The organism is Bacillus sp. BACIII (genome assembly GCF_057836745.1).
Window position 1 is genome coordinate 704,572 of sequence record NZ_CM174437.1, and the last position, 14,982, is coordinate 719,553.

Consider the following 14,982-nt stretch of genomic DNA (forward strand, 5'->3'; position numbering starts at 1 on the left):
AAAGGGGACTAACCATGAAAAAAACAGTGAATCTGCGCCTGACGGCAGAACATCCCATTATGAAAAACCATCTTGTTCACGGAGAATCTGTCATGCCCGGTCTGGCCTATATTGATATGCTGTATCAGCTGGCAAAGCAATGCCTTGATCTTTCATTCCGTTCCATCTGTCTGAAAAGGGTGACCATTTATCATCCTTTATCAGTGAAACGGTCAGAGCCGCTTGATGTGAGTGTCATATTCAGTAAAGAAAAGGAGTTCTGGACTGCCTCGATTTGCGGGGCGGATTCCGGGACGGTTTTCTTATCAGCGGAGGTGCATGAAGGAGTCTTCTCATCAGATAGGCGCCTTGACGCAGGGGAGAAAAAACAACAAGCCGCACTTCCGTCAGTCTCTTTGCATACAGTTTACGAAGCCGCGAGAAGCCGCGGACTGTCGCATGACGGGCTGATGAAATCGGAGGGAGAGATCTATGCAAATGAAGAGGAATGTTTCCTTGATATTCGGCAGTCTGATTCATGCCAGGAAAATCTCCCCGGCGCTCTCTTTCACCCCGCGCTGATGGACGGTGCCGCCATGGCCTCCGGCGTATTGCAGACAGCTGCAGGCGCCGGTTTGTTTTTACCGATTTATTATGAGTCGTTTATTGCCGCTGAGACCGTTACGGAGCGCTGTTACGCGGTGATTTCGAAAAAATCCGGCACACCTTCAGAAATGGTGAAAATGGATATTGATTTTTACAACCCCAGCGGTGTGCATATTGCTTCACTGCTCGGCCTGACAGCCAAAAAGGTGCGGACAGACCGGCAGCTGATACCAGGCGTTCAGCAGATGGAGGAAACCTTATACCGCATTTTCTCGACATACGCAGGCCGTCCTGTCACAAGAAATGATGCGCACACCGTGTTTTTTGAATTAGGGCTTGAATCGTCACAGCTTCTGGCCATTATTAAAGACATCGAAGGGGCGTTTGATCTGCGGCTGAATCCGACTCTGTTATTTGAGTGCAGCAGCATATCCGAACTGCTTGAAGACATAAAAACAAAAGGAACAGATGAATCTTCCGGCCTTGTCGCGGATGCAGCACCGGTTTCTGAAACGCAATCGGGCAGTCAGACATTTACCTTCTATGAACATGAAGCATTCCTTCAGGATCATCTGGTTTTCGGCAAACCGGCACTGATGGGTGCAGTGTATCCGTGTCTGGTGCTTGAAGCATCCGGAGCGTCTCATTCCGGCACGTATCCCGCCGAGCTGAAAGATATCCGTTTTACGGGAGGGCCCGTCACCCTGGAGCCGGGAGAGGCCGCACAGATTGACATTTCATTTACGGCAGAAAAGAGTGCCGAACGCTTTACCGCAAGCTGCACTGTCTCCGGTAAAGAAAGCCGGAAGACATGTGCCGAAGGAGAAATAAGCAGATATACAGAGGCACTCATAAAAAAATCATATGACGTTGAACAAATGAAGTCGCATGCACAAAAGGTGGCGCCGGATGTCATTTCCCGTCTGTACGATTCGGTTGCCGACTTCACGATAGGCTCGATGCTGAAAACGGTAACGGCGGGATACAAAATGAGTGAGAGCTCTTTTTTATTGCAGCTGGACTTATCAGGAAAAAAAGAAAAAGGCGATCTGCATCACTTTGCATTTGACCCGCTTATATTGAATTCTTGTTATATGTCGCTCGGTGAAGAAGAGTTGCAGCTGAAAAAGCGGATTCACGTCCCGCTCATGATTGAGAGGCTGACGCTTTACGGACCTGTCATGTCTGATACCGTCTATGTGGTGAATACAATCAAACATAAAAAAGACGGGTTTCTCTCATTTGATGCCGCAGTCCTCAGTCATACAGGGGAACAGCTGGCGGAATTGAAAAATGCGTCTGTGAAAGAAGTGCTTCAGCCAAATCGGCTTGAAAATGCGTCTTTTGCCCCGTCCGGGAATCAAAGCCGTCAGAAAACGAAAGGAAACCCGCTGGATATTGCCGTTGTCGGAATTTCCGGCAAGTATCCGCAGGCAGATGATATCGATGCGTTTTGGGATAATCTCAAACAAGGAAAGGATTGTATTGCCGAAATTCCGAAAGACCGCTGGAAATGGGAACATTACTTTTCCGAGGACCGGACGGCGCCGGGAGCGATCTACAGCAAATGGGGCGGATTCATTGACGGGATCGCCGATTTTGATCCTGAGTTCTTTAAGATTTCCCCACGTGAAGCGGAACACCTTGATCCTCAGGAACGGCTGTTTTTAATGCATGCGTGGATGGCCATGGAGGATGCGGGATATACGAGGACATCACCTGAACTGGGCCGTCAGGTAGGTGTGTATGCCGGTGTCATGTATCAGGAATACCCGCTATTCGCGGCTGAAGCGGGAGTGAAAGGACGGCATATCGGGCTCCCAGGCGGGATTTCATCCATTGCTAACCGTGTCTCCTATTTTTGTGATTTTCAAGGGCCGAGCATTTCGGTCGATACGATGTGTTCAGGTTCGCTGACTTCTTTGTACATGGCGTGCCGGGATCTGCGGGATCATCGGATTCGCGCGGCGCTTGCCGGCGGAGTGAATCTCACCGTTCATCCTAACAAGTACTTCATGCTGAGCCAGGGGCAGTTCATCTCATCTAAAGGACACTGCGGGAGTTTCGGCGCCGGGGGTGACGGCTATATTCCGGCAGAAGGGGTCGGAGTGCTGCTTCTTAAACGTTTAGAAGACGCCGTACAAGACGGAGACCGGATTTACGGCGTCATTAAAGGAGCTGCCATTAATCATGGCGGGAGAGCGAGCGGTTACACCGTACCGAATCCCAAGGCGCAAAGCGAAGTCATTTCTCAAGCTTTACAGGAAGCGGGGGTATCCCCGGGCCAGATCAGCTATGTGGAAGCGCACGGGACAGGGACGAAATTAGGCGATCCGATTGAAATCCGGGCTTTAACCGATACATTCGGTGATGTTCCTGAAACATGTCTCATCGGGTCTGTCAAATCAAATATCGGACATGGGGAATCTGCAGCAGGCATCGCTGCTGTCACAAAAGTGCTGCTGCAGATGAAGCACAAAAAAATCGTCCCATCTTTGCATGCAGATATTTTAAATCCGAATATCCAATTTGATGAAGGACCGTTTTCCGTCTGCCATGAATTAACAGATTGGAAACGGATTTCAGCAGGCGGAGAAGAACAGCCGCTCAGGGCGGGGATCAGCAGCTTTGGTGCGGGCGGTTCTAACGCGCATATCATTATTGAAGAATATGAGGCTCCTGTAAAACAAGCAATCAGCAGCCAAGGGCCGGCTGTCATTCTGCTGTCTGCAAAAAATGGGGAGCGTTTGACAGAATATGCGGAGCGCCTTCTTGCTTTTCTTCAAAAGAAGCATACGGATAAGCCGGACTTATTTGATGTCGCATATACTTTACAAGCGGGGCGGGAAGCGATGGATGAGCGGCTGGCTCTCATTGCGGACTCCCTTAAGGAGCTGGAGGACAAGCTCAGATCGTACTTGGAAAATGAAAACGCACCGCATCTTTACAGGGGGCGGGCGAAGCGAAATCATGAGACAGTGGCTGTGTTTGAATCTGATGAAGATTTGCAGGAAGCCATGGTCAAATGGCTGAAAAAGAGAAAGTACGGTCATTTGCTGAACATGTGGGTGCAGGGAGTCGATGTGGACTGGAACTTGTTATATTCGGGACAAAAACCCCGGAGAATCAGCCTTCCCGCCTATCCGTTTGCAAAGGTCAGATGCTGGATTCAAGATGAAGCCGAGGCGGTTCCAAAAAGGGATGACGGCAAAACGGTGATCCATCCGCTGCTTCATGAAAACACATCCGATCTTTGGGAGCTGAAATTCACCTCTGTTTTTACCGGACGGGAATTCTTTTTCACTGATCACACAGTCAATGGGCAGAAGGTGCTCCCGGGAGCCGCCGTGATCGAAATGGTCAGGGCGGCCGTTGAGCGTGCCGCATACGCTGTGCCGGACGGACGTAAAGGAATGTATTTGAAAGATCTCATATGGATGAGGCCTGTTGTTCATAAGGGGACAGATGTAGAAGTCCATATCAGCCTTATCCTTAAGGAAAATGAAGACATTGAATTTACGATTTACAGCCTATCGGAAAAACCTGGGGGAGAACGGATTTTATACAGTAAAGGCACCGCGGTATCAGGAGAGATAGCAGCGGTTCCGTCAGTTCACTTAGAGGGCTGGCTGTCCGGCTGCAGCCAATCGGTTATGACGTCTGATGAGGTTTATCAGGCTTTCCGGCATGCGGGTATGATATACGGGCCGAGCCATCAAGGAATTGATCAGCTGATGATCGGAGAGAGGGGTGCTGCAGCCCGGCTGTCGCTGCCGGAAACGGCAGACAGTACCGCCGATCAGTTTGTCATCCATCCGAGCCTTCTAGATGCCGCGTTTCAGGCGTCACTGGGTGCCGATTCAGATACTGCCGGAGACACTCCGATGCTGCCGTTTTCCCTGCGGCAGGCAGAAATATTTCAGCCGACTCAGAAAACGATGTGGGCGCTTGTCCGCAAACAGAGCGATCGGTCAGGTAACGGAGCGCTGACGCTGGATATTGATTTATGTGATGAAAACGGCGCTGTTTGTATGAGATTGACAGGCTTCTCCTGCCGGCCTGTCCGGCAGACAAACCAAACCGAAAGCAAACGGCAGGAAATTCAGACGGCGATGCTTGCCCCTGTTTGGGACAAAACTTTCTTTTCTCTGGAAGAAAATCGAGCGGTTGATCAGGAACAATTGCTGATCATCGGTAAGCCGGGAAATACCATAAAGGCTGCGGCAAAAATGTGGCCCCGCGCCCATCTGGAGGAGACGCCGGATCATTCAAGTGAGCAAACATTACGTGAATTGACAGCCGGGTATCAGGATATCCGCCATTTCTTATGGATTGCGCCCGATCGTTTCGCACCCGCATCCGTCAGTCAGGAAATGCTTGATGAGCAGGAGAATGGGGTGATTCAATGTTTCCGTTTCATCAAAGCGCTGCTGTCACTCGGGTATGGAAACCGAAACATCAGCTTTACGGCGGTCACCCGGCAGACACAGTCCGTGTATCTGGGTGATCTGCCGCAGCCTGAGCATGCAGGCGTACACGGTTTGATCGGTTCATTGGCAAAAGAATATCCGAACTGGGACATCAGGCTGATTGATGCAGAAGAAGGCAGTGATTCGTCTGAGATGAAAAACATCTGGAGCCTTCCTCCAGATCCGGACGGAAATGCTGCCGCGTACCGTAACGGAGCTTGGCACAAGCAAAAAACAGTCCGGGTGCTGACAAGTTCCGCTCCGCGTATGTCGTACAGAGAAGGCGGCGTTTATGCTGTCATCGGCGGAGCGGGCGGCATCGGAGAAGCATGGAGCAAATACATGATCACCCGTTACAAGGCACGGATGATATGGATCGGCAGGCGGCCGAAGGATCAGGAGATTCAGAGCAAAATAGACAGGCTGGCGCTATCAGGCCCCGCGCCGCATTATATACAGGCTGATGCTCAAGATGCGGCCGCGCTTAAAGCGGCCGTCCGTTCCGTAAGAGAGCAGTACGGCAATATAACGGGAGTCATCCATTCCGCGATAACGCTTGCCGACAAAAGTATGGCGAATATGGATGAAGCTTCTTTCAGAAACGCTTTTTCAGCTAAGGTGAATACGAGCGTCCGAATGATCGAAGCTTTTAAGGGAGAACCGCTTGATTTTGTGCTGTTTTTCTCATCCGTTAATTCTTTCACAAAAAATGCCGGGCAAAGCAACTATGCGGCAGGGTGTACATTTCAAGACGCCTTTGCCCGCCATATCGCTTCCTTTGTTGATTGTGAAGTGAAAGTCATGAATTGGGGATATTGGGGCAGTCTGGGCGTTGTCTCAGACCCATCTTACAGAAAACGGATGGAGGCGTCAGGGATCGGTTCTATTGAACCCGATGAAGCAATGGAGGCGCTGGAAGTCTTACTATCAGAACCGTTCAGCCAAGCGGCATTCATCAAAGCTGCTCCGCATGGCTTAGCCGCACTGACGAATCAAGATGCAATAACGGTTGTATCCGGCCCGGAGCCTTCATTTATGGAAAGCGTTAAGCGGCAAAATCCGGATCGGAATGAACGGCTTGAGACTTTAAAACGAGAAATGGAGTTGCGCATATGAACAGCCTTCTTTGCAAACTGCTATTTTACCAATTACAATCACTCGGTTTTTTCAGCGAGCCTGTCACCACAGCTGCAGCATCCATGCGGAACGCCGGCGTGATCGGAACATACGGCAAATGGCTGGAAGAAAGCCTGAATCTATTAAAAGAAAACGGATATATCGCGTATGACGGATACACGATCACTCTTCTCACGGATCAGCGTCCGGACGGCCACACAGTCTGGAACGAGTGGAATGCCCATAAACGCCTGCTTCCAAATGGGGAGCTTGCGCAAGCTGAATTGGCCGAGGCGACGATAAAAGCGATGCCTTCAATTTTAAAAGGGGAACGTCCGGCTACGGATATCGTATTTCCCGATTCATCAATGCGGCTCGTTGAAGGTGTTTATAAGCATAATCCCGTTGCGGATTATTTTAATGAAGTGTTAGCAGATTCCGCGGCCGCTTACCTGAAAGCCTATCTTACAGAACACCCCGATGCCGGCATCAGGCTGATAGAAGTAGGGGCCGGGACGGGCGGAACGAGCGCCATGCTGTTTACAAAACTGCAACCATTTGCAAGACAAATTGCGGAATATTGTTATACGGACGTTTCTAAAGCTTTTTTAATGCATGCCGAACAGGAATACGGACCTGATGTGCCGTATTTGACAACAGCCTTGTTTAATGCGGAGGAGCCTTGCGAATCACAAAATATCAAAACGGGTGTTTACGATATTGTCATCGCCGCCAATGTGCTTCACGCCACAAAAAATATCGGTTTGACACTGCGCCGTCTGAAAGCGCTCCTGAAATACAACGGGATGATTCTGATAAACGAAATCAGCGATCGTTCTGTTTTTACCCATTTAACCTTCGGGCTGCTTGACGGCTGGTGGTCCTATGAGGATGCTGAGCTTCGGATTCCGGGAAGTCCCGGCTTATATCCAAAATCGTGGGAGCGTGTGCTGCATTCGGAAGGATACAGAGCGGTTTGTTTCCCTGCTGAAACGGCTCATGATTTAGGTCAGCAGATTATCGCAGCTGAGAGTGACGGACTCGTCCGGATGCAAGGGATCAGAGACGGCAGAAAGCCATACGCCGCCCCGGCCGAAGTTTTCCGAAAGCCCGCACAGCCTGTTTCCCGCAGCCGCGCGCCAGAGGAGCATCAAGCTGTTAAGGCTGATGGGGAATCGGTCGCTTCCCATGTCCGCTCTGTCATCAAAACAAGTATTGCCGATGTATTAAAAATGAAAGAAGAGGATATTCAGGAAGAACTGAATTTCTCAGAATACGGCATTGATTCCATTTTAGCCGTCAATGTGATTAACGAGATTAATAAGCGATTGAATCTTACACTGCAGACAACGATTTTATTTGATTACTATCATGTGAAACTGCTGACCGGTTATATCTCGGCAGAATATGAAACCACCATAGCCTCATCTTTGGAGACCGAAAGAGCGAAAATCCGTCCGGCGCTTCAGGAAGAACGGCCTGCTGAAAAACCTTTGCAGACGGAAAGAAAAGAAAACGGTTATCAGAAACCGAAACAAGAACGTATGCCGCCTTCTTTCGCAAAGTCCGATGACTCGGGAATGTTCCGGATTGTGATTGACCGTCCGGGCGGCATTGAAGATCTGACGATTGCCCGCAGTGAAGTGCCCAAGACAAAAGATGACGAAGTTCAAATAGCCGTCCGCGCCTTTTCTTTAAACTTCGGAGACTTGCTTTGTGTCAGAGGGCTGTACCCGACGATGCCGCCTTATCCATTCACTCCCGGATTTGAAGCAAGCGGCGTCGTGATCAAGACAGGGAGGCATGTAACATCCATCATTCCAGGTGATGAAGTGATTGTCGGCATGGGAGAGGAATTTGGATCTCAGGCGAATCTCATCACATGTAAAGAACATCAAGTCTATCATAAACCGGTCCGGCTGACCTTTGAAGAAGCATGCGCTCTTCCCACCGTGGCGGTGACAATGATAGACGCCTTCCGGAAAGCCGGACTTAAAAAAGGCGAAAAAATATTAATTCAGACCGCGACGGGAGGAACGGGGCTGATCGCGGTGCAAATGGCCCGGCATATCGGCGCGGAAATATATGCCACGGCCGGATCACAGAAAAAAATTGAGTATTTGCATTCGCTCGGGATCCGCAATACCATTTGCTATTTAGAAGAAGACTTTGAAACGGAAATCATGCGAATGACCGGCGGCCGCGGGGTGGACGTAGTCATTAATACCCTGGCCGGTGATGCCATGCAAAAAGGAATGAATTGCCTGGCGCCTGGCGGAAGATATATCGAAATTGCCATGACTGCGCTGAAATCCGCTAAATCAGTCGACTTGTCCGTCCTTCATAACAATCAATCGTTTCACAGCGTGGATTTGCGGAAGCTGTCCCTTCAAAATCCGGATCAGGTCAAGGACTATCAATTGGAACTGCAGCGGCTGGCGGAAGAGGGAGTCATTCAGCCTGTCATCTCAAAAATCTTTTCCTTTGAAGACATAAAAGAAGCGTATCACTGTCTGGATGACCGCGGAAATATCGGGAAAATCGTCATCAGTGTTTCTGAACCGTATCAAAGGACGTACCGCCCCAAACAAAAGGATCCGGCCGATACAGTAAAATCAGCAGCTGTGTTACCTGAAAAAGAACCGATCGCGATTATCGGGATGAGCGGGCGGTTTGCTGAATCGGAGAATGTCCATGAGCTTTGGGAAAACTTAGCCGCCGGACGGGATCTGATTAAAAAAGCAGACAGATGGGATGTCTCTGACAGCCAATGCCAGTATGGCAGTTTTATAGAGGGCATTGAATGTTTTGACCCCGTTTTCTTTAATATATCGGGACGTGAAGCGACCTATATGGACCCTCAGCAGAGGCTGTTTTTGGAAGAAACATGGAAAGCGCTTGAAGATGCGGGATATGCGGGAGACTCGGTAAAAGGCCGGGAATGCGGCGTGTATGCCGGCTCCTGCGGCGGAGATTACCAGGCCATTTTTAAACAGCAGGGGCCCGCGCAGGCTTTTTGGGGCAATCATAATTCTGTCACTCCGGCAAGGATCGCCTATCACCTTAATTTACAAGGTCCGGCGATCACTGTTGATACAGCATGTTCCAGTTCGCTGACAGCCATTCATTTGGCATGTCAGGGGCTCTGGACGAAAGAAACGGAAATGGCGGTGGCGGGCGGGGTTTTCATTCAATCCACTCCCGCTTTTTATCAGTCGTCAAATAAGGCGAATATGCTGTCACCGACCGGGCGCTGCCATACGTTTGATCAAAGCGCGGACGGCTTCGTGCCGGGTGAAGGCGTGGGAGCCGTGGTGCTGAAACGTCTTAGCGACGCCGTTAGTGACGGAGATCATGTGTACGGCGTCATAAAAGGCTCTGCAATGAATCAGGACGGCACTACAAACGGAATAACCGCTCCAAGCGCGCTTTCTCAAGAACGATTGGAGCGGCATGTCTATGATACTTTTCACATTGATCCGGAAACCATTCAAATGGTGGAAGCTCACGGAACAGGCACTGCACTGGGCGACCCGATCGAATTCGGCGCCTTAACGCGCGCTTTCCGCCGCTATACGGATAAAAAAGAATATTGCGCCATCGGCTCTGTGAAAACCAATCTCGGACATGCCGCTGCGGCCGCGGGGATGGCCGGACTGTTTAAAATCCTGCTGTCGCTGAAGCATCGGCAGATTCCGGCATCCCTGCATTTTCATCAAGCCAATCAGCATATTCAAATTGCGGACAGTCCGTTTTTTGTTAATGAAAAGCTGATACCGTGGGAACGGCATCCGGATGCACCGCGCAGAGCCGCCATCAGTTCATTCGGATTCAGCGGAACAAATGCCCATCTTGTTATTGAAGAGGCGCCGCAAACCGTGCGCCGGTCACCGGCAAAACCGGCCTGCCTCATTCCTTTATCTGCGCGGACAGAGCGTCAGCTGGAAATTCAGGCAGAACGTCTGCTGGATGTTCTCAGCAAGAACAAAGATAGCGATCTGGGAAATATAAGTTATACCCTCCTCCTCGGCAGAAAGCATCTGCATCACCGGTTTGCCTGTATCGTAAGCAGCGCGGACGAATTGAAGCGGGTATTATCGGAGTGGCTTGTAAAAAGAGAGCTTCCGAGTGTGTTTGTGTCCAATTTGAAGGATCAGAAGCCGGCAGAAGAAGCCGGAATGAAAACATTCGGAATGGAGTGCATTGAACAGTGCCGCTCGGCGGCTTCGCCCGCACAGTACAGAGAAAGCCTGGCACATATCGCTGACCTTTTTTGCAGAGGATATGACCTTCCTTTTACACGGCTTTTTGATGGAGGGCAATATTATAAAACGCCGCTGCCTGCCTACCCGTTTTTAAAAGAAAGGTATTGGGCGGCTGATATAAACAGTTCTTTATCAGGTCAAGCCATGAAAAAGTCTGAAACGCAAACCGTTCTCCCGTCTTCGCCACAGCCTGAACATGAAGGACTGATTTCTCTGAGTCCTTTAACTGAGATCGAAATGACAGCGTTTGAACCGGAGACATTGCAAAAACCGATCGTGTTACAGCCTTTGGATTGTACTGGTTCTGTCCAGCAGCCAGAAAAAGCCGTTTCCGAAGACAATAGAACATTGCTTGAAGAATTGAGGATAAGCCTGGCAGATATTTTATTTTTGTCACCGGAAGATATTGATGCTGAAGAGCCTTTCATCGATATGGGGCTTGACTCCATTATCGGGGTTGAATGGATACAAACAGTAAATAAAACGTACCACACTGAGATTACAGCCAATAAGGTGTATGAACACCCGACGCTTGGGGAGCTTGCGGAATATATAGCGGGGCAAATAAAGAAACCCGAGTATGCTGAAGCGGAGGAAACATCGGTACGTCCGCAAATCCCGGAAGCAGAAACTCCCCTTGCCGGCATCTCTGACGGCACTTTGCGCAAAGAGCTCAAAGAAAGCCTTGCGGACATCCTGTTTCTGAAGCCGGAAGATATTGATGAGCATGAGGCATTCATTGATATGGGGCTGGATTCTATTATCGGTGTGGAATGGGTTCAGTCCATTAATAAAACCTATCAAGCGTCTATTACGGCAAATCTGGTCTATGAATATCCGACAATCGCAAAATTAGCCGGGTATCTGACCGGTTCTGTCCAAAAAGACACTGAGGAAGCACATGGGGAACATACGAAACAAAACGATATATCAGAAGAGACAGATGATCAAGAACCGCCCGAGCTGATCTGTCTTAACCCGGAAGGAAAGGGAAGACCGATTTTCTGGTTTCATTCCGCGCTGGGGGCAGTGGAGCTGTACCAGCCTCTTGCCGAACGGACCGGGCGTCCTTTTTACGGAATTCAGGCAAGAGGGTGGATGACAGACCGGGAACCGATCCGCGGCATAAAACACATGGCGGAATATTACGTTAAGCTCATACGTACCGTGCAGTCCCGGGGTCCTTACGATGTAGGCGGCTATTCATTAGGGGGCATGCTTGCTTATGAAGTCACCCGGCAATTGCAGCTGGCGGGAGAGACCGTTGAATCAATCGTCATGCTCGACTCCTTTGACGCGGCGGGTGCGCGGGAAATAAACATTCCTGATGAATTATTTGATAAAAATATGATGCTGCAGACGGTGAACATGGCTTTATTTGCACCAATTTATCAACATCCGGAACGCATTTCTGAAACCTTGATTCACCGTGATGAACTAGATGCCGATCTTCATGAAGACATATTTTTAGAGCAATTAATTGCAAAAGCCAAACAGAAGGGGTTAACGAAGACGGACGCGTTGGTGAAAAATCTGATCAGGCAGAATATAAACGTTCAGGACGCTTACGAAATCACTGATTACGAACTCCTGCCGCTTCCGGATCCAAACGGGGTGACATGCTATTATTTCCGAAATAAAAACGGTATTTTCTTGGGCGAGCTTGATCCGTATTTTACGATCAGGGCCGATATTTTATCTGCTGATTTCGTCAACTACTGGAGCCAGTGGGAAGAGCATATGACAAATATCGCCATCATGGATGTGTCAGTATCCAACCATATGACGTTATTGGCTGAAGACAGCGCAGCTGAAACGATTTCTGAATTTTGCGTCGTTTTATATTCGGCAGACGGAATGACAGAACACAGCTTCCTGCAGCTGCAGGAAAAGATAATGAACGTGCATGGTGAGATGCAAAAGCAGCCCGCCAAAACAAGACCGTAAATTCACATATCCGCCCGCCGGGTTTACTGCCGTAAGCTTTGGCGGGTCTTTTCAAATCTTAATCACATCTTGGAGGAATGAAAATGACCAGTTTAACAAAAATCAGACAGCAGCAGCCGTACAAGTGGTACCAAACGATGAGAGAAACCTCTCCCGTTCATTACAATGAAAAGGAAGATTGCTGGGAAATCTTCACCTATGATGAAGTGAAGCGGGTGATTTCTGACTACAGTCATTTTTCTTCCGATCATAAATACTTAAGTGCGGACAAGCAGGAAAAAATGATCCGGCATATTAACAAAGACAGCCTTTTGAAAATGGACCCGCCTGAACACACCGTCTTCAGAAAATTGGTCAATCAGCCGTTCATGCCGAAATCGGTTGAGACTCTTACACCGCGTATAGCCGCTATCGCTGATGACCTGCTTCAGGCCGTCCGTTCAAAAGGCAGGATGGACATTATTGAAGATTACGCATTTCCGCTTCCGATTATCGTGATCGCAGAGCTTTTAGGATTTCCTCCGAAAGACAGGGATATCTTTAAAAGCTGGGTCGACCAAAGCCAGAATGTAAAAGATGAAAAGAAAATGAATGAAGTGCAAAAGCAGATGATCGGATACTTCATGCAGTTTATTTTACAGCGGAGAAAACAGCCGGAAAATGATTTAATCAGCCATTTAATTTCAGCTGATTTAGACGGAGAGCCGCTGTCAGACAAGCAATTAATCGGTTTTTGCGGCTTGTTGATCGTCGCGGGGCACGTAACGACGGAAAATGTGATCGGAAATTCATTTCTCAGTCTCAAGGAGTTTCCGCATATTCTGCCCCGGCTGCTTGAAAATAAGGCGTTCCTCCCTGACTTTATTGAGGAAGTCATCCGTCTCAGACCTTCCATTCAGCGGGTAACCCGCTATACTGCGATTGAGAGCGAGATTGGCGGAAAAACGATTCCGGCCGGAGAAAAAGTGTATGCGTGGATTGGATCGGCGAACAGAGATGAAAAGAAGTTTGAAAATGCCGATCAAATTGATTTGGGACGAAAGCCGAATCAGCATCTGTCATTCGGTCAGGGCAGCCATTATTGTTTAGGAGCGCCGCTGGCCCGGATTGAAGCGAACATTGCGCTTTCTCACTTTTTTGAACAGATGCCCGCATGGCGTTTTACTGAGGATCAAGAGCCGAATCTGGTTCCGAGCCCTGTATTTCACGGCGTTGACAGGCTGCTTGTTGAGTTTTGAGCGAAAAAATAAAAGAGGCTTCACGTGAAGCCTCTTTACTCTGGGGGCTTGGAGAAATGAATGTAGGAATCGAAGCAATGAACGTGTTTGGCGGAACCGCGTATGTAGACGTCATGGAGCTTGCGGAACATCGGAATCTGGATAAAAAAAGGTTTGAGAACCTGCTGATGAAAGAAAAAGTGGTGGCGCTTCCGTTTGAAGATCCGATTACGTTCGCCGTAAATGCCGCAAAACCGATTATCGACTCTCTGTCAGAAGAGGAACGGAATCAGATTGAAATGGTCATTACCTGTACGGAATCCGGGATTGATTTTGGCAAATCCATCAGTACATACGTCCATGATTATTTGCAGCTGAAGCGGAATTGCCGGTTATTTGAGGTGAAACAGGCTTGCTATTCTTTAACGGCCGGGTTTCAAATGGGCGTGAATTTCATCTTATCGCAAACATCACCGGGAGCGAAAGCGCTCATCATCGGAACGGATATTTCCCGTTTTTTAGTGGCTGAAGGCGGTGACGCGTTGACGGAGGAATGGTCCTATGCCGAACCGAGTGCGGGGGCGGGAGCTGTGGCGCTTTTAGTCAGCAGCACCCCTCATGTCTTTTTGCTTGATCAAGGCGCAAGCGGGTATTACGGGTATGAAGTCATGGATACCTGCCGCCCGATTCCGGATAGTGAAGCGGGGGATGCTGATCTGTCGCTCATGTCTTATTTGGACTGCTGTGAAAAATCATTTCAGGAATACCGAAAGCGTGTGAGCGGGGCGGATTATAAGAGTACATTTCAATACCTTTCTTTTCATACTCCGTTTGGCGGAATGGTAAAAGGAGCGCATCGGACGATGATGAGAAAATTGGCAAAGACTAAGCCGCAAGACATTGAAGCTGATTTTCAGCAACGCGTGCTGCCTGGGATTCAATACTGTCAGCGCGTAGGCAACATCATGGGAGCCACCGTATTTTTATCTCTTGCCAGCACGATTGATAACGGCTCTTTTGAAACGCCGAAACGCGTTGGCTGTTTTTCATACGGTTCGGGCTGCTGCTCTGAATTTTACAGCGGCGTCGTTATGCCGCAAAGCCGGACACGGCAGAATCAATTTCAGATCAGCCGGCATTTGGATGAACGCGTCCGTTTATCGATGGCTGATTATGATCGGCTGCTCCAAGACAGCGGCATCGTAAAATTCGGCACAAGAAATGCCGCGCCCGCAGCAGACATCCCGAATGCGCATCAAGGAAAAACGCGATTGGTGCTGACTGAAATAAAAGAGTTTCACAGAAAGTATGAATGGATGACCTAATATCAGAAACACTCAGAGCCGGAAAGGCTTGAATATTTTTTAAGAAGCGGAGAATAAA

The 14,982-nt window shown here is 49.1% G+C and carries 4 protein-coding genes; all 4 read left to right on the plus strand.

The window, feature by feature from the left end:
- Positions 1-14: 14 nt before the first annotated feature.
- Positions 15-6,170: a type I polyketide synthase gene (locus ACXN9U_RS03605; RefSeq protein WP_489202179.1), complete on the plus strand. Its 6,156-nt coding sequence runs from the start codon at positions 15-17 to the stop codon at positions 6,168-6,170.
- Positions 6,167-12,382, plus strand: a complete 6,216-nt coding sequence (locus ACXN9U_RS03610; RefSeq protein ID WP_489202180.1) for a beta-ketoacyl synthase N-terminal-like domain-containing protein — start codon at positions 6,167-6,169, stop codon at positions 12,380-12,382. Before ACXN9U_RS03605 ends, ACXN9U_RS03610 begins: the two co-directional genes overlap by 4 nt.
- 83 nt (positions 12,383-12,465) lie before the next feature.
- A complete protein-coding gene (locus ACXN9U_RS03615) occupies positions 12,466-13,620 on the plus strand; it encodes a cytochrome P450 (RefSeq protein WP_489202181.1) in 1,155 nt (384 codons plus the stop codon).
- Between the two features lie 56 nt (positions 13,621-13,676).
- Positions 13,677-14,924 (plus strand): hydroxymethylglutaryl-CoA synthase family protein, encoded by a 1,248-nt coding sequence (locus tag ACXN9U_RS03620; protein ID WP_489202182.1) that lies wholly within the window; start codon positions 13,677-13,679, stop codon positions 14,922-14,924.
- The last annotated feature ends 58 nt before the right edge of the window (positions 14,925-14,982 follow it).

Excerpts from the sequence above, each read along its gene's own strand:
- ACXN9U_RS03605 (WP_489202179.1), top strand. The coding sequence starts at position 15 with ATGAAAAAAACAGTGAATCTGCGCCTGACGGCAGAACATCCCATTATG.
- ACXN9U_RS03610 (WP_489202180.1), top strand. The coding sequence starts at position 6,167 with ATGAACAGCCTTCTTTGCAAACTGCTATTTTACCAATTACAATCACTC.
- ACXN9U_RS03615 (WP_489202181.1), top strand. The coding sequence starts at position 12,466 with ATGACCAGTTTAACAAAAATCAGACAGCAGCAGCCGTACAAGTGGTAC.
- ACXN9U_RS03620 (WP_489202182.1), top strand. The coding sequence starts at position 13,677 with ATGAATGTAGGAATCGAAGCAATGAACGTGTTTGGCGGAACCGCGTAT.